Origin of the sequence: Christiangramia echinicola DSM 19838 (assembly GCF_000423065.1) — a bacterium.
GTDB lineage: Bacteria > Bacteroidota > Bacteroidia > Flavobacteriales > Flavobacteriaceae > Christiangramia > Christiangramia echinicola.
This window is the reverse complement of sequence record NZ_AUHG01000012.1, coordinates 23,920-48,094: the sequence shown is the minus strand read 5'-3', so window position 1 is coordinate 48,094 and position 24,175 is coordinate 23,920. Positions and strand designations below refer to the sequence as shown.

The 24,175-nt window shown below is 35.2% G+C and carries 23 protein-coding genes and 2 tRNA genes; 9 read left to right on the top strand and 16 right to left on the bottom strand.

Features of this window, described 5'->3' with window-relative positions; genetic code table 11:
- Position 1: 1 nt before the first annotated feature.
- The 9 genes from G530_RS0109510 to flxA are packed head-to-tail and all read right to left on the bottom strand — an operon-like array spanning position 2 to position 7,190.
- A complete protein-coding gene (locus tag G530_RS0109510; protein WP_026934309.1) occupies positions 2–1,177 on the bottom strand; it encodes a beta-ketoacyl-[acyl-carrier-protein] synthase family protein in 1,176 nt (391 codons plus the stop codon).
- 3 nt (positions 1,178–1,180) lie between these two features.
- A complete protein-coding gene (locus G530_RS0109505) occupies positions 1,181–1,438 on the bottom strand; it encodes a phosphopantetheine-binding protein (RefSeq protein ID WP_026934308.1) in 258 nt (85 codons plus the stop codon).
- Positions 1,431–2,036, bottom strand: coding sequence for a hypothetical protein (locus tag G530_RS0109500; RefSeq protein ID WP_026934307.1), 606 nt, complete (start codon positions 2,034–2,036; stop codon positions 1,431–1,433). Before G530_RS0109500 ends, G530_RS0109505 begins: the two co-directional genes overlap by 8 nt.
- Positions 2,033–3,175: a beta-ketoacyl synthase N-terminal-like domain-containing protein gene (locus G530_RS0109495; protein WP_026934306.1), complete on the bottom strand. Its 1,143-nt coding sequence runs from the start codon at positions 3,173–3,175 to the stop codon at positions 2,033–2,035. The genes G530_RS0109500 and G530_RS0109495 overlap by 4 nt, the downstream gene beginning before the upstream one ends.
- Entirely contained in the window at positions 3,175–3,591 is a 417-nt protein-coding gene (locus G530_RS0109490) for an acyl-CoA thioesterase (RefSeq protein WP_026934305.1), read from the bottom strand. The genes G530_RS0109495 and G530_RS0109490 overlap by 1 nt, the downstream gene beginning before the upstream one ends.
- On the bottom strand, positions 3,588–4,037 hold the full coding sequence (locus G530_RS0109485) for a hotdog family protein (protein ID WP_026934304.1): 450 nt from the start codon (positions 4,035–4,037) through the stop codon (positions 3,588–3,590). Before G530_RS0109485 ends, G530_RS0109490 begins: the two co-directional genes overlap by 4 nt.
- Before the next feature lie 3 nt (positions 4,038–4,040).
- Positions 4,041–4,919 carry an LpxL/LpxP family acyltransferase gene (locus G530_RS0109480; protein ID WP_026934303.1) on the bottom strand — a complete coding sequence of 293 codons (879 nt, stop codon included), beginning with the start codon at positions 4,917–4,919 and terminating at the stop codon, positions 4,041–4,043.
- 4 nt (positions 4,920–4,923) lie between these two features.
- On the bottom strand, positions 4,924–5,655 hold the full coding sequence (gene flxB, locus G530_RS0109475; RefSeq protein ID WP_026934302.1) for a flexirubin biosynthesis SDR family reductase FlxB: 732 nt from the start codon (positions 5,653–5,655) through the stop codon (positions 4,924–4,926).
- 2 nt (positions 5,656–5,657) lie between these two features.
- Positions 5,658–7,190 carry a flexirubin biosynthesis tyrosine ammonia-lyase FlxA gene (gene flxA / locus G530_RS0109470; RefSeq protein ID WP_026934301.1) on the bottom strand — a complete coding sequence of 511 codons (1,533 nt, stop codon included), beginning with the start codon at positions 7,188–7,190 and terminating at the stop codon, positions 5,658–5,660.
- A 398-nt stretch (positions 7,191–7,588) separates the two neighbouring features.
- On the opposite strand from flxA, the gene G530_RS0109465 reads away from it, so the two are divergent.
- The 7 genes from G530_RS0109465 to G530_RS0109435 all read left to right on the top strand — a co-directional run bounded on the left by G530_RS0109465 (position 7,589) and on the right by G530_RS0109435 (position 13,172).
- Entirely contained in the window at positions 7,589–8,824 is a 1,236-nt protein-coding gene (locus tag G530_RS0109465) for an NAD(P)/FAD-dependent oxidoreductase (protein ID WP_026934300.1), read from the top strand.
- A gap of 159 nt (positions 8,825–8,983) precedes the next feature.
- Positions 8,984–9,065, top strand: a tRNA-Ser gene (locus G530_RS0109460).
- A gap of 132 nt (positions 9,066–9,197) precedes the next feature.
- Positions 9,198–9,272: transfer RNA gene (locus G530_RS0109455), tRNA-Pro, on the top strand.
- A gap of 252 nt (positions 9,273–9,524) precedes the next feature.
- Entirely contained in the window at positions 9,525–10,730 is a 1,206-nt protein-coding gene (locus G530_RS0109450) for a site-specific integrase (RefSeq protein ID WP_026934299.1), read from the top strand.
- Between the two features lie 164 nt (positions 10,731–10,894).
- A complete protein-coding gene (locus tag G530_RS0109445; protein WP_026934298.1) occupies positions 10,895–11,293 on the top strand; it encodes a hypothetical protein in 399 nt (132 codons plus the stop codon).
- 90 nt (positions 11,294–11,383) lie between these two features.
- Complete coding sequence (locus G530_RS0109440) at positions 11,384–12,511, top strand: hypothetical protein (RefSeq protein WP_026934297.1); 1,128 nt, start codon at positions 11,384–11,386, stop codon at positions 12,509–12,511.
- Position 12,512: 1 nt separating this feature from the next.
- Positions 12,513–13,172: a hypothetical protein gene (locus G530_RS0109435; protein WP_156888619.1), complete on the top strand. Its 660-nt coding sequence runs from the start codon at positions 12,513–12,515 to the stop codon at positions 13,170–13,172.
- 985 nt (positions 13,173–14,157) lie between these two features.
- Here G530_RS0109435 and G530_RS17835 read toward each other — a convergent pair.
- The 6 genes from G530_RS17835 to G530_RS0109410 form a co-directional block, all read right to left on the bottom strand.
- The gene (locus G530_RS17835; protein ID WP_051199752.1) at positions 14,158–14,814 is read right to left on the bottom strand and encodes a TolC family protein; all 657 of its coding nucleotides are present in this window, start codon (positions 14,812–14,814) and stop codon (positions 14,158–14,160) included.
- A 51-nt stretch (positions 14,815–14,865) separates the two neighbouring features.
- Positions 14,866–15,558 (bottom strand): TolC family protein, encoded by a 693-nt coding sequence (locus G530_RS17830; protein WP_051199751.1) that lies wholly within the window; start codon positions 15,556–15,558, stop codon positions 14,866–14,868.
- On the bottom strand, positions 15,555–16,901 hold the full coding sequence (locus G530_RS0109425; RefSeq protein ID WP_026934295.1) for an HlyD family secretion protein: 1,347 nt from the start codon (positions 16,899–16,901) through the stop codon (positions 15,555–15,557). The genes G530_RS17830 and G530_RS0109425 overlap by 4 nt, the downstream gene beginning before the upstream one ends.
- Position 16,902: 1 nt before the next feature.
- Positions 16,903–18,570: a peptidase domain-containing ABC transporter gene (locus tag G530_RS0109420; protein WP_026934294.1), complete on the bottom strand. Its 1,668-nt coding sequence runs from the start codon at positions 18,568–18,570 to the stop codon at positions 16,903–16,905.
- Positions 18,557–19,246, bottom strand: coding sequence for a TetR/AcrR family transcriptional regulator (locus tag G530_RS0109415; RefSeq protein WP_026934293.1), 690 nt, complete (start codon positions 19,244–19,246; stop codon positions 18,557–18,559). The genes G530_RS0109420 and G530_RS0109415 overlap by 14 nt, the downstream gene beginning before the upstream one ends.
- A 247-nt stretch (positions 19,247–19,493) precedes the next feature.
- Entirely contained in the window at positions 19,494–20,276 is a 783-nt protein-coding gene (locus G530_RS0109410) for a DUF1206 domain-containing protein (protein WP_026934292.1), read from the bottom strand.
- Between the two features lie 1,376 nt (positions 20,277–21,652).
- On the opposite strand from G530_RS0109410, the gene G530_RS0109395 reads away from it, so the two are divergent.
- Together G530_RS0109395 and mgrA are read left to right on the top strand one after the other, a co-directional pair.
- A complete protein-coding gene (locus G530_RS0109395) occupies positions 21,653–22,111 on the top strand; it encodes a hypothetical protein (RefSeq protein WP_026934290.1) in 459 nt (152 codons plus the stop codon).
- A 72-nt stretch (positions 22,112–22,183) separates the two neighbouring features.
- Positions 22,184–23,179: an L-glyceraldehyde 3-phosphate reductase gene (mgrA, locus tag G530_RS0109390; RefSeq protein ID WP_026934289.1), complete on the top strand. Its 996-nt coding sequence runs from the start codon at positions 22,184–22,186 to the stop codon at positions 23,177–23,179.
- A gap of 22 nt (positions 23,180–23,201) precedes the next feature.
- On the opposite strand, the gene G530_RS0109385 is transcribed toward mgrA, so the two are convergent.
- Positions 23,202–24,173 (bottom strand): type I phosphomannose isomerase catalytic subunit, encoded by a 972-nt coding sequence (locus G530_RS0109385; protein ID WP_026934288.1) that lies wholly within the window; start codon positions 24,171–24,173, stop codon positions 23,202–23,204.
- Between the last annotated feature and the right edge of the window lie 2 nt (positions 24,174–24,175).

Genomic DNA, 24,175 nt, shown 5'->3' with positions numbered 1-24,175 from the left:
CTTATTGAAATATTAATGAAGTACAATTACCCCCAAATCCAAGAGAATTAGAAAGCACTGTTTCTATGTGCTTCGATTTTATTTCTGTGACCGGAGCCAGATTTGTTTCAGCCATTTTATTGCTGAAATTCAAATTAGGAAAGATCTTCCCGTTTTGAATTGAAAGCAGACTAAATATCGCTTCTATAGCTCCAGCTGCTCCAAGGGTATGCCCGGTGTAACCTTTGGTAGAACTGAATTCAGGAATGTGATCACCAAAAACTCGTTTTAAAGCAACACTTTCAGATAGGTCATTATTCCTGGTTCCTGTACCATGCGTATTGATATAATCTACCTCTGAAGCAGATAAACCGGCTTTTTTTAGTGCCCTGGAAATGGCATTAAAAGCTCCTTCCCCATTTTCAGATGAAGCTGTTTGATGAAATGCATCATTAGCATTCCCATAACCCACAACCCTACCAAGTATATTTTCACCAGCCATTTGATCTTCGGCTTCTAATAGTAAATATCCTGCGGCTTCTCCAAGGTTTAAGCCTTCACGCTCATTATCGAATGGCCTACTTTTATTTTCAGACAGGATCTTCAAGGAATTAAATCCGTTTAAAGTGAATTTTGTAAGACAGTCACTACCTCCAACGATAACGCGCTTCAGTTTACCAGATTCTATCATTTGAGCGCCCATCATTATTGCATTCGCAGATGAGGAACAGGCTGTACTTATGGTTGTTACCATTCCATTAATCCCAAAATACTCCGCAATTTTTTCAGTAGTAAATCCAGGATGTTGCGCCTGTATATATTTTCGATCAGCTACATTTTCTTTGTAATTATAAAAATGCTCTTCAGTTTTATCAATTCCGCCTACACTGGTTCCCGATATAAATCCTGTGTCACCAGGGAACCTTTCCATTCCTGAATTTTCAAGTAATTCCCTGATCGCATAAACTCCCAGAAGCGCTGCCCGGGTATAAGCATGATCTTCTGGTAAATTCAGAATTTCGCTTAACTCAGAATTACTAAGTTTGATCTCTCCTACCGGTAAATTTTGATGAATTGTAGATAAAATATCAGGATATGAAATTCCGTCTTTTCCAATTTTTAGAGAGAAATGAGCTTCTTCTACATCCCTGCCTATAGCAGAAATAATCCCCATCCCGGTGACGGCAACGCCTTCCATAGGTTACCTGACCCTGTTTTTCTCAATAAAATCTGCCATGGTATTAATAGAATTAAAGATCTCCTTTCCCTGGTTGGGATCGGTTAATTTAATCCCGTAATCTTTTTCTAAAAGCACGATCAATTCAAGCGCATCTATACTATCAAGTCCAAGGCCATCTCCAAAAAGATGTTCATCATTTTCGATCTCGCTAACCTCCATATCTTCAAGGTTGAGTTGCTCTATAATGCTTTTTTTAAGTTCGGTATGCAGGTCACTCATGTGTAGGTAAGTATAATTTCTTTAGCTCCTCTTCGTTAAAATCAATTCCACCGCTTCGGGCAATTTCCCACAAAAATACATCATATTCATTATTGTGCAAGTTTACCCAGCCACAAAGCACTTTATCAGCCTTTTCCTGTTGAAACAAACCCCTGGAATAATCAATAAACAAAGCCGGATCAAATGCTTCGGAAACTAAAAAAATATTCTCAGATCTTAACTGATGCCTTATACTTATTTCTCCAAGCATAATATTCGGCAGCGTATAAACGAAAAGTGAAGGGGATGGAAATTCTGCCATAGTTCTGGCATAAGCTTCATCTGTTTCCAGGCTTGATGCCGAATTAGCAAAGATAAGGGCCGTTTCCTTATCCTGAATATTTGCATTTGTTAGAATTTCAACCCCTAAATATCCAAATTTGGACAGACTATCCATTTTAAAGAATTTAGGATATTTCAGATTTTGATCCCTATATATACCTTTTAAAAACTTTGAAATAACCAGGTCTGGTTCAGATTTAAAAATGAGCTGTCCGTTCTTATAAACTTTGGAATCTCTAATGGTCACTGAATTTATTATGGAAAGTTCAATACTCATATTCTTTCCTTTTTAAGCAACATCGCCAGGTTACATCCCCCAAAACCGGAGGCTGTTTTTAAGGCCAGCGATAATTCCCTGTTTTCGTGATCCTGAATAATATTTAAATCTTTAGAAACACCAGAGGCAGTAAAATTAAGGGAGGCATACAGCTTATCCTTCAGTAGGCTATGTTTTGTTATGATACTCTCTATAAGGGCTGAAGTTCCCAAAGTATGGCCATAATAACCTTTAAGGCTATTAACCGGTGTATTATTTAGACCCGCACGATCAAAAGCAATCGCTTCCATCGCATCATTATAATTAGTGGCTGTGCCATGCGCCGATAAATAATCTATTTGTGAAGACTCAATATTATTTCGTTCAAATAATCTATTTATACTTTTAAACAATCCTTCTCCTGTCCTGCTTGGCCCGGAAATATGATTTGCATCGTTAGCGGTAACCGCATCGATATATTGAATCTTTCCCTGATCTTTTGAGAAGTCTGGCCCTATTAAAACCGCCGCGGCAGCTTCGCCCAGGCTTACTCCTTCCCTGTCATTTGAAAAAGGCCTGCATGGTTTCGGACTAATTGCCTGAAAAGATTGAAATCCAGAAAGTACAAATTCTGAAACCAGATCACCACCGGCTACGATCGCATTACTAAATCTTCTTGCTTCAATAAGGTCATTCGCAGTTTTAATTGCCAGGGCTCCTGAAATACATGCATTCGAAACAATAATTGGTTTATGCTTTAAGCCAAAAAATTCAGCTACAATTTTGGCCATTTTCCAAAGATATATTCTATCTGAGGAAAACTCACCTGTACCTAATAGATCAATATTTCCTTTTGTTGTAGAAATAATTAATCCTGTAGCATTAAGATCAACAGAGTTTGATTGATCAAAAACCTGTTTTATTGATAAAATAAGCAGCTTTTCAAGTTTGGTATATTTAACTGGATCAGCATGCTTACTAAATTCATCATTTATCCGCTCAATATCTATCAAGCCGGCGTAATAGCCATTCTTGAAAAATTTAGAATTGTTATGATGTTTTAATGCAGAATCAAAATTCTGAATAGCTTTCAGGTTTTCTAAAGTTCCAAAACCTAAAGGAGAAATTATTGAATCACTTAAAAGGTAGTTCCTGCTCATTAAATCAATCCCATTTTCTTTTTCCAATCTAAGAAAAACAGTGGATTCGTAAGTACTAATTCTGAGTTTTTATCTAGAAAAACCTGGGTGGTTTCACCGGTACAGATCAATTTCCCTGAAGAGATAATTTTATACGCGAAAATGAGCTTAGCAGCATCAGAGTTTATAAAATTGGTTTCGACCTCAAACTCATCACCATATTTCAGGGGAAGTTTGTGCTCACATTCCGTCTTGACAATAGGGGTTGCAAAACCGTTTCTTTTTGCGTCGAGATAAGATATTCCATGTTTTTTACAGAAATCTTCCCTTCCTTCTTCAAAATATTTGAAATAATTTCCATGCCATACGATCTGGAGAGGATCACACTCATGGAAACAAACATGCATTTTAATACTATTCTGTAAAACTTCACTCATTCTACCGTCACCGTTTTCATTTCTGAAGTTGCGATTACGATCCCATTTTCATTTTCGGTCCTGGCAGAAACTGAGGTCACATTCATGATCTCATGAAGTATCTCCACATAAGTTTTAAGGGTCTCACCAACTTCTGGTAAACCAAATATCTCCACAGTTTTTATCACCCCAATAAAACCTGTTTTCGGTTTTGTTTGTCCGCTCAGCGAGCCCTGGTACCCTCTGTGTAAAGACATACTTTGAGCCATATGTTCGATGAGTCCGCTTTCAGCAAGCTTATTTTCATCCAGCAGCACACTATCCCCAGGTACAGTAAAACCAGTAACCCCGGTTAGAGCGGTATATTCATAAAGAGTATCTACAAAAACGAAAGGTTCTTTCTGCGGAATTAAATTAATAATCTCCTGATGGGATGTGATTGGATGATGTAAAAGATTTTCTGCCATTTTTTAACTAAAGTCGTTCCAGTAATCGTAATAATTATACCACTGATGAGGATATTTTTTTACCATTTTTTCCAGATCGTCAAGATATGATTTTAATAATTCCTGAGCCGTAAATTCTTCAGGATTGTATGGCCTGGCGTAAAAATGATAATGAAAATTTTTTTCCCGCATCAAATGCACAAATAGTACAGGTATTTTATTTCTTGTGGCCAGTTTAAAAGGTCCTTGCGGAAACTTAACCATTTCCCCCAGGAATTCAGCCTTATATGTTTTGGAATGTTTTAAATACCTGTCGGCTGCAAAAACTAGAAGTTCATTATTCCCTAAAGCCTCCTTCATATGAAATATATGACTCAAATCTTCTTTTAGCACAATGATCTTCACTTCTGAAGTTCCGGTAACCGATTCAAGGTAATTCTTGATCTGCCGATGTTCAAAATCTGTAACTACCAGATTAACCACCGCTTCTGAATGTCTTTCTTCAAAAAAATGCTTGGCTAAATTGAAATTACCAATATGTGCGGTAAGTAAAATTCCGCCTTTGTTTTGCTTCAGTAAAGCATCAATATGCTCCACGCCGTCAAATTCGAAAGTGAATTTATGCTTTAATCCGCTGGTGATGGCAACCCTGTCTAATTGAATCCTTCCAAAAGTGAAATAATTTCGGTATACATTAAAAGCAGACCTGACTGGTGAATAACCCAATCTTTTCCTGAATAGATAATAGGTGCTTTTTGTGGAAGTAAACGAGAAAAAAATAAAATATAAAGCAACGAACAGTAGTACAAAATAGGCAGAATACAGCCCGGTCTTTTTGATTATTTGTACATAGATCCTGAAGCCTAATAGCGTACCTCGAGATTTTCCTTTCCAGGTAGCCATAGATCTAGGAATATAATCCGCCGTTAATATTGATCACTTCCCCGGTAATATAAGAAGATCTATCTGACGCAAGAAAACTTACCAGGTTCGCAACTTCTTCAGCTTCCCCAAATCGATTCAATGGAATATGTTTTTTAAGCTCATTTTCATCAAAGTCTTTGGTCATATCAGACTGGATAAATCCGGGTGCTACCGCATTTACGGTTACCTTTCTTTTACCAATTTCCTGCGCAAGTGCTTTTGTCGCTGCGATCATTGCACCTTTTGCCGCAGAGTAATTAACCTGGCCTGGATTTCCTTTTAAACCTGAAAGCGATACAATATTGATGACTCTGCCATAGCGGCTTCTCAGCATATCTTTTAAAACAGAATGTGTAACATTATAAAATCCATTAAGACTGGTGTCTATAACCGAATTCCAGGCTTCCTTGTTAGTGAAGATAAATAAACCATCTTTGGTAATGCCGGCGTTATTTACCAGAACTTCAATTTTCGCATTTGGATTTTCAGACTTCCAGGTATCAAGTGATATTTGTGCAGCATCATCATCTGAAACATCAAACTTCAAAATATCACATTTTACACCTAACTGCTCAATTTCAGTTTGGGTTGCTTCAGCGGCTTCAGTATTAGAATGATAATTTAGAAGGATATTATAATCGAGATCTTGAGCTAATTTCAAGCAAACTGCTTTGCCAATACCCCTGGATCCTCCTGTAACCAATGCGTACTTCATATTTAGTAAGCTTCGTTGTTTTTTAAATACTCCTTTAATTCCCCGATCTCTTCGTACAAAGGCCTGTCTTCTATGATCTTCGGAATAATAAGTCTTAATTTATCCAGTTTAGACCTTGTAGCTGAGGATAATTTATCATCAAAATCCAGAAAATATAATGCCTGGATTATAGTTGCCAATTCAGTAGAAATAACTTCAAAGCTATTGTCTATAACCTTTTTAGTGATATTGGCAGAATTCGCTCCCATACTCACAATATCCTGATTGTCATTATTATTCGGAATACTGTGCACGTACATTGAATTTGAAAGCATTTGGTTTTCAGCAGTAGTTGAAACGGCTGTGAATTGAGCTCCCTGCATTCCGAAATTCAATCCCAATTTTCCCATATTCACAAATGGAGGAAGAATATCATTCAGTTTAGAATTCAGTAAGTAATTCAATTGTCTTTCGGCTAGCATCGAAGTTTTAGTTATGGCTAGTCGAAGTTTATCCATTTCAAGAGAAACGTAATCACCATGAAAATTTCCGCCGTGATATACATGTTCTGTCTTTACGTCTATTATAGGGTTATCGTTTGCTGAATTAACCTCCTCGATCAATATCCTCAAAGAGTTTTCTAATGTGTCTGAAACAGGACCTAATATTTGCGGAACACATCTTAAACTGTAATATTCCTGAACTTTTTCCTTGAAAAAAGTATTCTCATTTGCGCCATTAGAATATAAATGGTCATTACGGTCACGGGTAAGCTTTGAATCTGCAAGATGATCTCTCATCTTTCTAGCGATATTCTGCTGACCAATATGCAGCTTTGAAGAGTTTAATTCTTCTGAAAGATGATCGTCATAAGCTTCAACAATCTCATTGATGACTGAACTACAAAATACAGCCCAGTTCAATAATCTTTTTGAGTAAATAAGATTTACAATGCCAATTCCGGTCATGGCAGAAGTTCCATTCATTACCGCAAGACCTTCCCTTATTTTTATTTTAGCAGGTTTGATCTCTAGCTCTTCAAAAACTGTTGCGGTATTTCTGAGTTCACCTTTAAAAATAACTTCACCTTCTCCAATTAATACTAAAGCTAGATGTGCGAGTTGCACAAGATCTCCAGATGCTCCTACTCCACCATGTTCGAAAATAACCGGAGTTATATCATTATTTATTAATTGAATCAGGGTATCGGCGATGGAACGATGAATTCCAGATTTTCCAAGGCATAAAGTATTGAGGCGGGCTAGCATTAAAGCTTTTACATAAACTGGCTGCATTACAGCTCCGGCCCCGGATGAATGACTTCTAATAAGATTTAGTTGCAATTTGATCTTATCCTCATCATTGATCTTATACTGAGCCATAGGCCCGAATCCGGTATTTACACCGTAAATAATCTTATTTTGAGAGAAATTTTTAAGAAAATCAAAACTTTCTTCCAGTCTTTTTTGGGAATCTTCACCTAATTCAATCTTCTCATTTTCAAAAAGAACGTGGTAAAAGTCAGTAAATTCAAGTGCATTATCTAAATTCAGCATATACCGATTCTGCTAGTAATTATAGGTTTGGGATCGCTGTTAAAGCTTTTAACAAATGTAGCATAATTAATAGAAAACCCTAAAGAAACAGTAGCCGGTTATTTTAATTTTTTCAGATAAAATATACGATATGCCGGGTTATCTTAAGGCAAGATAAATTTAATCTTACCACATACCATTAGATTTTAAATAAAGGTTAGATGTTAGGATAATATTCTATAAGTAATAGAACATGATATACATTTGAATATGGACTGGCAAACAATTTCCAATTGAACCAGTCTTTTGCTTATATCTCAAAGAAAGCCCTGGCAAACCTGTTAGGGCTTTTTTCAATTTCTAAATTACTTCAATTCACAGTTTCTGGTTAAGTTTGCCTGGAGTAGATTTAGTTTTTTATGAAGAAAGAATTCAGAGATATTGTAATTATTGGGGCCGGACCGTCTGGAAGTATCGCCGCCGGATATCTGGAAAAACATGATGCTTCAGTAATGATCCTGGAGAAACAAAAATTCCCGAGGTTTACCATCGGTGAAAGCCTTATCCCAAAGTGCATGGATAATTTTGAAGAAGCCGGCTTTTTGGAAATTCTGAAGTCTCAGGGTTTTCAGAAAAAATTTGGTGCTCGATTTATAAAAGAAAATAAAACTGCTGAATTCGATTTCAGTAAAAAATTTGGAGAAGGCTGGAACTGGACCTGGCAGGTTCCACGAGCCGATTTTGATAAAGTTCTTACCGACGAACTTAGTTTGCGAGGCGTAGATATAAGATTTGAAACCGAAGTAACCTCAGTTTCATATCGCGATAAATTCTGGACCATAATGACCAGAAACCAGAATGGAAAAGTATCAGAAATAACATCAAAGTTTATAATAGATTCCAGTGGTAATGGACGTGTATTAGCCAGACAATTAGACCTTGAAGCACCACCGAAGATCTATGACCACTCCTCTATTTTTACTCATATTAAAGAAACAAATAGACCAGAAGACATTGAAGGTAATCAAATTACTTTTGAAGTTTTAAATACTGAAACCTGGTTCTGGTATATACCATTTTCAAATGGAGTATCGAGTCTTGGGTTTGTAGGTCCTAATTCCTGGATAGAAAATTCTAACGAGAATAACAATGTAGCTTTTAAGAACATGCTCCGGGAAACAAAATTTTATCAGGGTAGATTTGATAATTATCAATTCAATTTCAGACCAGTAAAGATCAATAATATATCTAAGAACGTTAAGTATATTCATGGGGAGGGATTTGCCCTTACCGGAAATTCTGCGGAATTCCTGGATCCCGTGTTCTCATCTGGAGTAGCCTTCGCTACAGAGTCTGGTTTATTAGCAGCCAAACTCGCTTTAAGGGAAATTAATGGTGAAAAAATAAACTGGGAAGTAGAGTATTCAGATTATATAAAGAAGGGAGTGAATGTTTTCTCCACCTATGTGAAAGAATGGTACAGCGGAAAACTTCAGGATATCTTTTTTCATCCTTTTCCAAACCCAAAGATCAAAGAACAAATTTGTGCAGTTTTAGCTGGCTATGTTTGGGATAATAAAAATCCATTTGTAAGAAATCACGCCAGAATTCTTGAAAATCTTCATACACTCATTCAGAAAGAAAAAATCACGTAATTTTTTTTCGGACTTATAAGCCTGAAGTCAAGTATCTTAAATTAAATGAAGTGTTTTTCCTTGTAAATTAAACCGAAAAAAGATTTAAAAGGCTTGTATGGTTTATAAGTAAAAGTTACATTTGCAACCGCAAAAATACTTGCGAAGTTCTTAAATAACGGAGAGGTGGCAGAGTGGTAATGCAGCAGCCTGCTAAGCTGTCATCCTTCGGGATGCCCGGGTTCGAATCCCGGTCTCTCCGCTAGATTTTTAGTCTGTGGTTTTTTATTCTCTTTTTCGACCGGAAAAATTGGGATAAATTTCCTCCGATTCCCGGCTACTTTTTTAAAAGTGATTTGGAACGGAAAAGACTAAAAATAATGATTATTTATTACGGGGTGTAGCGTAGCCCGGTTATCGCGCCTGCTTTGGGAGCAGGAGGCCGCAGGTTCGAATCCTGCCACCCCGACTTTTTAACATATCATTAAGGAGTAAACAACAGGGTAATTATATGAAAAACATGTAGTTACCCTTTTTTTATGGATTAAATTAACACAATTTTAGACTAATAAAAAGTGAGTTTTTAGTGAGTTCGTGAGTAGATCGTGAGTCAATCGCGAGCTTATTTTTTGTATCTTGATAGAATTTGGATGAATCCCATCCATGTATTGTTGATTTGACTTTCGTACAAGCAATTTTGTTTCATTAAAGTCAAATCGTTATGCGCACTACTCAAACCTTTTCTATTTCTTTTTTCACCCGCAAAAAGAAAAATCAACCTGAATCAGCCATCCTCTATGCCCGAATTACCATCAATGGTAAAAAGCTGGAAATTAGTTTAAAGAGAACGATTCCTGTTGATAAATGGAATCAGGCTTCTACCAAAATGATGGGAAACAGCCCTGAGAGTTTCCAGATTAATAGGAAGATCAATGATACCAGGAGCCACTTATTTAAGATCAATGATGCTCTACAAAAAGAAGAAAAAGTAATTACCGTAGATCTTGTAAAATCAAGATTTCTGGGAACTGATCAGGACCATAAAACCTTGTCTCATTTAATTGTCTACCATGAGAAGAATATGGGTAAGGTATTGAAATACGGAACAATGAAAAATTATACAACTACCGGTACATATTTAAAAGACTATCTAAAGGAACAACAACGGACAAATGATATTTATTTAAAGCATATCGACTATCAGTTTACACTTGGTTTTGAGAGCTATCTGCGAAATCTGGATGGATTACGGAACAATGGCTTAATGAAACACATGGAGCGCTTTAAAAAGCTCATGAGACTTGCAGAACATCTTGACTGGATTGAGAAAAATCCAACTAAAAGATTTAAACTCCGTTTTGATTCGGTGGATATGGTATACCTATCAAAAATCGAGTTGGAGAAATTGAAAACACAACAGCTGGAGAATCCTACTTTAAGGTTAAACCGGGATATTTTTGTTTTTGCATGTTATACAGGACTAGCCTATGCTGATGTAAAAGCATTAACTAAAAACCACTTACAATTCGGCATAGATGGGAAGAAATGGATTTATACACGTAGAAGCAAAACAAATACCCCTGTTAGAATTCCACTCTTAGGAGAAGCAGAAAAAATATTAGACCGATATAAGGATCATCCCAAAGCAGAACAAAATAATAGGTTGCTCCCAGTATACTCAAACCAGAAAACGAATCATTACCTAAAGGAAATTGCCAAAAAAGCAAAAATTAATAAGAAATTGAGCTTTCATACGGCCAGGCATACTTTTGCCACTACCGTCACACTGGCAAATGGGGTGCCGATAGAAACGGTCTCAAAATTATTAGGACATACTAAAATAGCAACAACTCAGATTTATGCGCGAGTAATAGACACTAAAATTTCTAGTGATATTAATTTACTAAGAAGAAAACTTAATACATAATTTTATCATGATAGGGGTGGATTTATTTTTCGATAATGAAATATCACTAAACATGAATAGTTTTTAATATTATTTGGTTTTTTATGATATTTCTTTAATATTCGCAATCTACTTCAATCCTGCCCTACCTTTTTTGAAGATTTTTTAATTTTAAAAATTTCAATATGAAAAAAATCTACTTGTGCTTTTTTCTAGTTCTAATAATCAGCGGTTGTCAAAAAGATGAAATTTCTGCTCCTATACCAGTTGAAGGTATACAAGAAGAACTTGAAAAAGAGGAAGGGCCTATTCAAAATATTGAGTTTAAAGATTTGCCGGTAACAATCCGTCAAAAATTTGACGATAGGAACTTTATAAAACAAACTTCCAATCAAAAAAATGTTTCTATTAGGATAGGTAAGGCTAAAACCGATATTCCAGCCTTGAAGGTTAAAAATAAATATGGAAGATACACCTATACAATTGCCTTGAGCAAATCAAAACAAACAAAATCAAATATTAATAATAGTTTGTATTTTGATAATTATGTGGTTAAGGAATTAGAGGATGGCGGCCAAAAATAATTCATCATACGATATGTGCCGACTGAGAATTGGTTTTATTTAAATAATAGGGATATTCGCCATTACAGTGGAACAATAAAAATTTTCAATTTGGAAGGAGATGCTCTGGGTAATATAGAATTAGCAGATGGTGAGCCTATTATTAATGAAAATTTAACAAAGGCTTTGGAAGTTGAAGAAGAATGTATTTATGAATATAAAGGGTTTATCTGTACAGGTGATGTTTGTTTATTTAAATATGAATTAGAGTGTTCTAATGTTGTATCCAGTGGAGGTGATAGCACACCGGGAGGAGAAACAATTAATACATCTGAATATGAAGGTTCAACATGGGATGGTAATACCTCTACGGGCGGAAGTGGTAGCTCTAGTGGAGATAGTTCTGGAGATGATGAAATAAATTCTACTCCAATTTTAGACAGGGACTTTTTAGATGATAACATAGATAATAATTTAGAAGATCCCTGTGCTTCAATAATCTTCAATCAGTTAACTTTGTTATCAGCGAACAATGATCTTCCTCCAAACGTTTCTTATGATGCAATAAATGGTTTGGAAACTGACCTTGAGTTTTCTGATGATATAATGAATTTATTCAACAAATCTGATAAATTAAATTATGATTTGAATGAAGACAGTACTTTAATAAATTCAAATGCAAAAACTGACTCGTCAGCAACATATAATTCCATTACAGAAAGTTGGGATGTTTCCACCAGTTTTAATCCTAACTACTTTGATGATGCCACAGATCTTAGTATGGCTAGAACTATGATTCACGAATCTGTTCATGCTTATCTTGTTTATACAATGAAAGGTGAGCCCACCGGAAACATGATAGAAGCATTAATGGCATATATTAAGGATAATAATTTACCTCATACTGTCAACAATAACCTGCACCATAATTTTATGTCCCAATTTGTTAATGCTATGGCATACCAGCTACAACAGTGGGACGCGGAGCATGGAACTGGTGGAACTTTAGGCTGGCAATATTATCAGGATATGGCCTGGGGAGGAATGACAAAAGATCCTGATAATCCAGGATCATATTATGACGAATTTAATAATTATTTGGATGAAAAAGTATCTGATCTTGGTGGAGACGGTAGTTTAAAAAATCAAATTAGAAATCGAATTGAGGATGTCATTATGAGTGAAAATAGTAACTATTCTGATTCCAGTCAGAATGGTAACAAAAACGACTGCCAATAATATGAGAAAAATAATCCTACTGTTTTTAATAATAACTTATTATAGTTGTGCGACAAAAGTCAATAGAGGAAAATATTGTCAAGTAGCTAGTGATAGTGGAGGAACTTGTATTAGTTTTGATAAAAAGAACAATTTTAACTGGAAAACGAATACTGATTTTGGTCCTCCCACCATTGGCAAAGGTTCCTATGAGATAAGAAACGAAAAACTTTATCTGAAATTTAAAAAGGATTCTTTAAATTATGAAAGTACGGTCGAAGTACTTAATACAGAGGTAACGAAAAACAATAATATTTCACTGGTAATCAAGGTGGTAAATGAACAGAAAATGCCTTCTCCCAATGCACTGATTACCTTAGATAAATATCCTGATAGGAAAAACTATGCAGATATTAATGGGATAGTAAAAATAGAAGATATTCCCAAGGGTAAAAAACAAATAGAAATTCAGGTGGAGCCACTAGATGTACTAGAAAGTTATAGTTTTAGTTTTACTCCGAAAAAAAATAAGGAGTTGCTGGTTACCCTACATAAGGCAAAACCACGAATAATTTCGGACACGCTTTATGTTTATAAGATTATTGAGAGTACCCATAAAAAATTACACTTAAAGAATCCTTTAGGTAAACATAATATTGAATTTCTCCGTATTAAAGAATAATTAACCACTATGTTGATGTAGGTACTGGATTCTTATTATTGGTAAAGCAAGATGTGTCATTGTCATGACAATCTTGCTTTACGCCCGAAGGTTGCAAAGTTCTAAAAAGATTTAACTTCGGAATTATTTTTAATAAATTAGAATAGTCATTTTTACAGTTCTATTGAAAATGATAAAGAGGGAAGTACCGGTAACAGCGTATTTCCCTCTTTTAATTTAGAATCAACTGATGAACACCCCTAAAATTTCATAGTATTAGTTCGATAGATATGGGGCTTTAAGTCCGCTATTATACATGATTCTGTTTTCTACATAAACATCTCTTTTTTCATTGCGACCATCGGGAGTAATCAAGATTGTGTCCACAGACACACATCTTGCATTATTTTTCTTTTTTGGAATTATGAAATAGAAATTATTGCTGTTGAGAAAAAAAGAAGATCTACTCTACTCAATTATTTAGATCCAGAATTAAATTCCCATCACCAACCTTGGAAATCTACTTTGAAAAGTTTTAAAAATTCAAAATACTCATAGTCAATTATTCAGCCCCGTAAGTGTAGATGTTTAGATCATAATTTGATTTATTCTCTAATTATCTAAAAGTTCAGATTGAGTAATCAAGGGGTATTATATTTAAGTTTTTAATTACCCCAATTTGAATGCACTGATAGTAGGTAATCGGAGCTCTTAGGGTAATTAGGTAATTAATATTATGTATTTTTAATATCATGAGCATATAGGGGAACCACACCCAGCCAAAAAATTTGTACCTTTCACCAGTACAGAAGTATCAAATCACTTCAATACGTTCTATGGATATTGTGAGTTAATCGTGAGTTTTAAAACTTGGGATTACGTGAAACTATATAAATACTGGGTGTTTCAGAGCTTTAAAAGCGTTCTGCCACCCCGACAAAAGCCTGTTGATCATTTGATTAACAGGCTTTTTTGGTTTCTGATTATTTTTAAATAGTGAAAAGTTTTAAAATTTCACTATCTCGGCAAGAGTTTTAAATAATTCTGCTTTACTCTTAAGTAGTTTAAAGTTCATTTCAATTTCCTTTAACCTGGCCGAAATCAACTTATTCTCCCGACTGTTGATCAAGAAAAGCGAACTCTCTCCCAATTCAAATTTACGCTCTTCAGCACTTACCATTGAGGTATAATCGCGAACAAGCTGGTTCATCAAACTATTTTGCTCCTTTAAGGCAATAATTTGATTTTGTAAAGATTTGAGGTCATTCTTCAATTTCAATCTTGCGTTCACCAGATCCAGTTCGGCGTTTTCTAACGCTAATTTGGACAATTGCAGCTCTCCTCTTTCTTTTCTTAGGAACAACGGAAAACTGAATTTCACACCCATCTTATAATTACGATTATTAATAGTGTTTAGATCCTCGGGATTACTGGTGAGAAAATTATACTCCAGATCCAATTTCGGTAATAATTTATTGGCTCTTAGCCGTTTTTCAACTTCTAATATATCAACTTCAAAAGAGAGAGACCTAAGCTTAGGATGATCTTCCAGGTCGATACTGAAGAGTAATTCGTCAATATTGAGAGTTTCGGTTAACTCCTCTTGAATTTCTTCGACTGGAACCACCTCAGGAGTCAATTCCAGCGGCACATTCCCTTCCATCCAAAGAAAGTTAGAGAGGTCCAGTCTGGCATTTATTAATTCAAGTTTACTTTATTGTAGATCCAGCTTTCGGCTTTGTATACTTAAACCTGCCTCCAAGGTATCTATCGCTGGCTTCTCTCCTACCTCATATTCACTGGAAACACCCTGGAACCTAATTTCAGCATTATCCAGAAAGCTCTCAAAGAGATAATATTGTTGATACGCTGTATACCACTCAAAATAAGCTATAGATGCATTGTAAAGTACCTCTGTAACCTGTAACTGTCTTTTAAGCTGAGATTGATCTCTGTAAATTTTCGCTTGTTTTAAAGAGGCCATTCTTTCACTCATAAAAAGACCTTCTCCAACATTTAAGGATATTCCAGCTAAATAAAGTCCATCATCAGGTACTGTATTCTGCGGATTTAAATAAACTCCAGAATTATCCTCATATTTTGCGTTCAACTCCAGGCCATACCAGGTAGGAATCTTAAACGCTGAATTAAAATTGTTATAATATTCTGTACCGGTATAATTCTTAGATGAATAATCTGCTTCGATCTTAGGATCAAAACTTCCCCTGGCCTTTAAAAGTTTTATCTCACCTTCATCAAGTATCAGATCAGCCTGTTTTACCAGAGGATGATATTTCTTTACCATGGCCAAGTATTCAGTAAAACCAAGGGGAATGCTATCTGCTATCTGTGAAGATCCAGAGTAAGACGTTAAAATAAATGCTAGAATGATTAAAATCTGTTTCATTTTTCAGCTTTATCTTTACTTCCAGGTGCATAGTAGTTTTGAGGAAAACCATTAAGTTGTCGCCAGATTTCATACCATATTGGCACATCTTCTAACAATGCCAGGGTTGTAGCTCCAGAACCTACTCTAATTGCTTCTGGCCAGGGTTCATCATCCTTAGTTTGAGAAAGTAAAACCCTATACTTCCCATTACTGCTAATAAAGTTTTCAATAGCTACAATTTCAGCTCCGTAAGTACCATAAGAGACATTAGGCCATCCACTAAATACAATTGCCGGCCATCCATCAAACCTTATCCTCATCTTTTCTCCAATATGTAATAATGGAAGGTCAATTGGATCTACATAAGTTTCTACAGCGAGATCATACTCAGATGGCATAATACCAACTAAAGGTTCTCCTTCTTTAAAAGTCTCCCCAAGCCCAGACTTAATCGCCTTGTTTATATAACCTGGTTGCGGTGCCCTGATATAATAAAGCTCATTTCGCATTTGATAATTTGTATAGGAACTCTCTAGTTTGGAAACATCTGCCTCGGTTTGAAACAGGTCACTTTCTGCTGTAGATCTGTCACTTCTGGCTTTGGAGATCTTCTCACTATATTCTGCATTAATACGATTAATTTCCAGTTCAGAATTAATTATCTCGTTTCTACTATTAATTAGTTTATTCTCCTGTGAGATCAATTTCGCCTGACTTTCCTGAAGCTTTAATCTCTTCTCCTCAAGATCTGTCTTGGACTTCAGCCCTTCTTCATTTAATTGCTGAATACGATCGAATTGGTTTTCTGCTATCTCAAGGTTTGTTTTAAATGCTTCCAGGTCTATACTATCACTACGCATCTTAAGAATATTTTGTTTTAATTTATTCCTAGCCTGCTGAAGCTTTAAACCCCTTTCAGATTCCAGGGCATTGATCTGCCCCCCAAGGGAACTGATCTTATTTTCATAAGAATCCATAGATCTCTTTTTTGAATTGACCTGGTCTCCAGTTCTTTCTGCCAGTTGAGGATCAAAATATTCATTTTTGATTTCAGAAATAAAAAGAATAGTATCTCCTTTCTCTACAAAATCTCCTTCATTTACATGCCACTTTTCTATTCTACCTGGAATGGGAGATTGTATGGTTTGCGGCCGTTGTTCGGGTGTTAAAGTTGTTACGGCTCCAGACCCAGAAACAGTTTGCGTCCACGGAAGAAAAAGAACCACTACCAGAAATAGCGCAAAATATTTCAAAAATCGATTAAAATATTTGAAATGCGTATCCTTTAGCACCTTCCTACCGGCTTCAAACTGGCCTATATCTACCTTTTCGTGTAATTTATTTTTAGTGATATTTAGCATCTTATGCGTTATAATTTACAAGTTTCCCCTGCTCAATATGCAATATCCTGTCGCAGTATTTTTTCCATTTTGCATCCTTACTCGTAACAATAACAGACCAGTTATTTTCAGGGCTAAAAATAAATTCAAGGATCTTATCTTCCTCATCGGGGTCTAACTGATCCAGAGGGTCGTTCAGAATCAATAAAGATGGTTTTCTAACGATACTCCTGGCCAATATGATCTTTCTGGCAACAGAATACGGGATCTGTATTCCTTCTGGATGAATAATTGTATTGAGTCCTTTAGGTTGTTGTTTGACGAATTCAGATAAACCGGTTTTCTCCAGTGCCCATCGAATATCCTGCTGAGTGATGTTACTGTCGCCAAAGGTTATATTTTCCAGTAGAGTGCCTTCAAAAGGAGATTCTTCAGATAAAGATTGTCCAAGCAAAGACCTATAGTGGTTCAGCTTTATACTCTTAATGGAGTTTTCATTTACAAAGATCTCACCACCGGTAGGTTGTATAAGACCCGCAATCAACTTCAAGAGGGTAGATTTTCCAGCTCCATTACTACCAAGCAGAAGAATTTTATCACCAGGTTTTATATTGAGGTCTATCCCATTGATGATATTTTTCCCGTTAAAGCCCTGATAAGAAACATTCTCTAACTCTATATTCAGCGCATCGTTATTAGTAAAAGGTTGATCTCCATCCTGATCTTCCAGTTCTTTATCTACGACCTGACCAAGCTTTTCTAAAGAAGTAAGTACATCATAAAAAGATTCAAGTCCAAGGATCATTTTTTCAACAGAACCTATGATCAATAGAATAATGATCTCTGCCGCCACAAACTGACCAATATTCATTTCCTGACTCAGTACAAGGACACCACCAATTACAAGGAGACCTGCGGTAACCAGAACCTTAAAGCCGATCATTTGAATGAATTGAAGTTTCAAAACCTGGAAATGACCTTCTCTAGCATCCAGATAATCACTCACCATTTTATCATTTTTGGAAATTGCCATATTAGTCCTACCAGAAACTTTAAAACTAATTAAAGTTCTGGCTACCTCCTGGATCCAGTGTGCGATCTTATATTTATATTTAGATTCTACAATACTTGTATCCAGACCTTTTTGAGCGGTGATCTTGAAAACTACATAGATCAAAACAACCAGTAGCAGACCGTATATAATAAAAAATGGATGGTAAAGAGATAATAAGATCAACCCAAATACTACCTGAGTTAAAGCAGCAGGAAAATCTAACATAACTTTTGATAATCCTTTCTGAATGGTGAGAACATCAAAAAATCTATTCGCTAACTCTGGAGGATAGAAATTCTTCAACTCTTCCATTTTGATCTTCGGGAAGCGATAGATAAATTCGAAGGAGGCCCGGGTAAAAATCTTCTGCTGAATATTCTCTAGAATCCTGAACTGCATTAATTGCAATACACCAACAAAAGCTACTCCCAGCGTTACCAGAATTACCAGTACCACCCAGGAGGTTGAGATCCTGGCCCCCTGTAAAAGGTTTACGATTGCCTGGATCCCTAGTGGGACCGACAAGCTTACTAATCCAGAGAATATAGCGTAATAGAAAATCTGTAAAAAATCTTTCTTTTCCAGTTTTAAAATACCAACAAATCTCTGCCAGGGAGTATAATTATTTTCCTTCATGTGTATTATTTACAAGGGTTTTCACCATTTGCTTAAAAAATTCTGATGGTGTCACAGACTCATCACAATCTGTTAATGAACTGAAATGATCTTTAAGGAAATATTGATGCAGAGTACCCTCTATTACAGTACTTGCCAAACTTGAAGGAAATGGATAATCCTTATTTACATCTTTGATCATTTCTGTAAGGCGCTTCACGAGTCGCTTATATACAGAAAAATAGCCATCCATATTTTCTATATCCACATCCTTTGTTAAGAAAGATTTTGAAGATTCATTGATGATTATAGTATTCAACGCCACTTCATTAATATGACCAAATTCAGAATCTTCTTCTACGGGTTTAGTGATGATTTCTATGGCTTTCTCAAGTTTCAGGTAATTATCTGACATGCTATTTGTCGCAAATACAAGTTGATATTCCTTCCACCCCCAATACCAGGATGTTAGATAGACCAGAAATTTATGTTTATTTTCAAAATATCTATAAATAGAGCTTTCATTAGATTTGATCTTCTTACCGAGTTTACGGAAGGTAAAACTTTCAAAACCAACGTCATTTATCAAGAGAATTCCTTGCTCCACAATACGTTTGCCCAGAGCGGTAGACTCCGGATCTTTTAAATAAATATTTTCACTTACCGATATTTTTATATCCTGAAGAAGATATTTCATTCCACCAAATTTTAGCCAAATATAATAGTGTTACAGTATTACATAATAGTATTACTATTAGTTTTAACAAAGATTTGATTTATGTTTGAATTGAAATTAATCATAGAATTATGATTAAGTGCAGTGAATTTAAGCATCGAAAGAATGAGAATGAATTTCCAAATCAATTAGAAACTTAAACAACAGATAAAAAATAAGCCTGTTGATTGAACATCAACAGGCTTTTTAATAAATACTTATGATTTAACTATCTCAAACTTGCTACGGTTATAGCAGGATATTTAGCTTTGATAAACATGTAAACTCCGTATGCAACAAAACCTATAGCTACAATACCTAATACAATAGATCCAAATTCACTCTGAATGTAACTAAAAGCATCCGTTGTTGTACTAATTTTATTACCGCTAGATAACCCGGACCTTAAAGTTAGATAAGCCATTAAACCAATAACCGCTCCTCTTGCTGTATGACCAACTTTACCGGCATTTATCAAGGTTTTTTGTTCTTTCCTATCCATTCCAGCTTCTTCAACCTCTTCCCTGAATTTATTAGAATATGCTCTATAAAGGTCATAAATAGCTTTAATCGCCATTCCAATTCCAATTATTATAGCTATTGTATCGCCATTGGAGCCAGACATTAATGAACCCATCATTCCGCCTGAACTACCCGAACTGCTTCCAAAAGCCAGCTTAAATGCATAAAAAGAGAAACCAGCATATATAAGTCCACTAATAAAGAATGCTACTCTTTTACCATATCCCTTTACATCATCATCGAAACCCTTTGGATTAGCGAAAACCTGGTACATTCTCCAGAATACATATCCTAATAGCCCAAGACCCAGAATTGCCAGCATTATTTGGCCATAAGATTGTTGCGCTAAATATTGCATGGCTCCTTTACCTCCAGATTGTTGTCCTCCCTGTCCAAAAGCTGCCATAGCTGTTAAAACACCAATTAAAGAATAAACCGCTCCTTTCGCAGCCATACCAAAGCGCGCAAAATTTTCTTTTTTATTACTCATTTTATTGTATTTTGGTTAGTTAATTAAATTTAAAGTTAGTGGGTTTATATTTTTTACCTAAAAAATTAGAAAAACTTTATACTAACTTTAGCTTAAAAACTAATATATAATAAAATCGCTAACCAATTTTACGTATTTTAAACCACACTAAATCAAACGTTTATATGATATTCATTCGATATAATGATCCTTTAGAGCGTTAAAATATGAGTAGTTTCTTATGTTTTCAATCAAATCAAATTTCTTTAAAAAAATAAACGTTGAAATCTAAATAATTTAAAATCGAACCAGATTATTATTAAATATGAGAATGTTTTGGTCGAGGAGGAATCCCGTTTGGAAGTCTAATTAATACCTATTGAACCTCTTTATGAATGAGGATTTCATAATAGAACTTTACAGAGCTAATTATTTCTATTCAAAGATCGTTATAAAAATTATTAGAAGTATACTGATGATAAATATTACAACTCTCACCTGATCTTCTCTTTTTGCCTGAGAATTCATAAACATGAATTTTAAATTAAAAATGTCTTAAGCAGGGGACTGGAATTGTAGGGAGAAAGTTGTCCTAATATTGATTATCAAGTAACAACAATTTAAATATACATTAATTTAATAAAATGTAAAAATCATTTTTTCTCAATAAACTTTTGATGATCCTTGAGCCATTTATTTAATTTTATCTGCTTATTATGAGATGCTTTCTTACCTGAGTCTAATCTGTACCAAGAGGTATGATCATCAGACAATTTATAGAATTTTTCTGTTGCCATTATTTGAATTCCGAAAATTTTAAAAGGATGTAAGGCCTTGACCTTATAAGAACCTTCAGCTTTTGAAATACTAACCATCTTCATTTTCCTACCTACTTATAATATTCAGCTATACTGAGACATGTAAAGTCAAATATCACAACTTTACTTCAATATAGTTACACTTTTATTCGGGCGGCAAGTTATCATCTTCAGTACATAACAATATTTAAAATAGAGTTAAGATTTTCCCATACAATAGGCTATTAATAACCTGAAATATGATTTTAAGAATCTGAAGTTTTCAACATCGAAAGATTCAAGATTGTGACTTTGCCCCTTAAGTCTGCAAAGAAAAAGGTAAACATTTTATTATTAATTTAAAACGAGACGCCATCTTATATGCTGATATTGTAATCTTTACGACCGTTTTAAATAATTATTATGATTTACTTCGGCTTTTAAAAACAAGCTATAAAAATTATAATGTTCATTCATAAGCACTTAACATTCCTGCTTCACCAGAAATTAAATGTTAATTCTTAATTTTTCCTTAAATAAATACAATAGGTTTTTTAGCTTTACGTTCCCACTATACCAAACAAAAAGATCTTATACCCTATGAAAAGATTGAAGATTGTGCTAGTAGTTCTAATGGTAAGCCTAGTTCTTGCCTGTGACAAAGACAGAGATGATATAGACCTTTCTCAGGCTGAAGCCAATGAATTAAACCTTATAGCGCAGCAAGGAGAATGGAAAATTTCCAATTTCACTCTTAACAATGTACAGAATACTGCAGATTACACAGATTATGTATTCCTGTTCGACGATGCCAATACTCTATCGGCAATCTCTACTATAGACGAAGTAAGCGGAACCTGGAGAGTAAGTAATGATTCTGGTGACGAATTTGATCCTTATGATGATGTAGATTTTCATATATTTTTCAGCTCTACAGGTAAGTTGGGAGAGTTAGCGAATAATTATGATGTGATCGCCGCTACTAATAACGAGATAAAACTTAATCTGGGTGAAAATGCAAACGGAACCACTGCTTTACTGATCTTCAGTAGGAATTAGTTCATTCTGGATAAGTTGATATCCTGACCTTTTATTTTATTAAATTCGCATTCAAAATTTGAATAAGAATTTATGGATCCATATATAGCTTCTGAATCTCGTTACGAAAAAATGCAATACAGGCGTTGTGGTAAAAGTGGTATTAAATTACCTCTTTTATCCCTGGGTCTCTGGCATAATTTCGGAGATAACGATGACCTGAACAATGCCCGGACTATCCTGCGTACTGCTTTTGATAATGGAATTACCCATTTTGACCTGGCAAATAACTATGGCCCTCCTTACGGCTCTGCCGAAATGAACTTCGGCAAATTTTTTCAGGAAGATTTCAAAAAATACCGGGATGAATTAATCATTTCTACCAAAGCTGGCTGGGATATGTGGCCGGGACCTTACGGTAATTTTGGATCGAGAAAATACTTAATAGCCAGTCTGGATCAATCTTTAAAAAGAATGGGGCTGGATTATGTAGATATCTTTTATCATCACCGTCCCGATCCTGAAACTCCTTTAGAAGAAACCATGGGAGCTTTAGATCAAATTGTAAGACAAGGTAAAGCCTTATATGTGGGAATTTCTCAATATAATGCCGAAGATACTGCCAGAGCAGCTGAAATTCTCAAAAGTCAGGGAACCCCATTTTTAATACATCAGCCCCGGTATAATATGATGGATAGATGGGTTGAAGATGGCCTGCTGGAAACCTTAGAAAAAGTAGGGATTGGAAGTATCGTTTTTTCTCCTCTTGAACAGGGGATTTTAACATCTAAATATTTACACGGAATTCCTGAAGGTTCCAGAGCTGCAACAGAGGGAAGTTACCTCGATAGGTCTCAAATAACAGATAAAGTCGTTAAACATATTCAGGAATTAAATAAAATAGCAATTGCAAGAAATCAAAGTCTTGCTCAAATGGCTGTAGCCTGGCTTTTAAAAGATGCCAGGGTAACTTCTGTTCTTGTTGGGGTAAGTAAAGTCTCCCAACTGGAAGATAATATAGAAGCTATTAAGAATACATCTTTTACCCAGGAAGAATTGCAAAAGATTAATTCAATCCTAAATAACTAAATCCTAACCGAACTGCGTGAGGTTAATTTATATAAACTTCAAGCAGTTCGGCATTATTCGCTTCTATCTGAACCTTACCTGCCGAAGCCGGAATTAATACACTCTCACCTTTGTGAATTGATTCTGAATTAGCATCTATAGATATTTTAGCCTTCCCGTCAACACACATGTAGATCACAAAGGAATCCAGATTTAAATAATCTTTCTCTAAAGATCCTTTCACCGGAAGGAAATTTGTAGTGAAATACTCACAGGAAGCTATTTCTGAGGACGTATTTACTTCTTTCTTATAATCAAGTTTATAATCATCTTTCTTCTCAAAATCGATGGCATCCAATGCTAGTGCAGTGTGTAATTCTCTGCCCTGTCCATCTTCATCTACCCTATCCCAATCGTAAATTCTGTAAGTAATATCTGATGTTTGCTGAATTTCAGCCAGAAGGACTCCTCCTCCAATAGCATGGACTTTTCCAGTATTTATAAAGACCGAATCTCCTTTTTTAACTTCTTCAAAGTTTAAAAGCTCGGTGATCTTCCCATTTTCTAGATATTCCAGATATTCACGCTTATCCAAATCTTTCTTAAAACCAATATTCAATTTAGATCCTTTGTCGGCCTGCATTACAAACCACATTTCAGTTTTTCCAAACGAGTTATGCCTTTGCTTAGCAAGCTTATCATTGGGATGCAACTGTACTGAAAGGTCTGTTCTAGCATCGATAAATTTTATGAGTAATGGAAAATCATTCCCAAATTTCGCATAGATATTTTCACCTACTATTTGGCCTTTATACTCTTTAATAAGATCTATTAATGTTTTACCCTTTTCCGGTCCATTCTCTACTATAGAGATATTGCCCTCAACACCTGATATTTCCCAGCTCTCTCCTACTTTATCATTTATGGTATTCTTATCAAGAATATCTTTTAATTTACTTCCTCCCCATATCTTATTCTGGAGTATAGGTATAAATTTAATTGGATAGTTAGTCATGG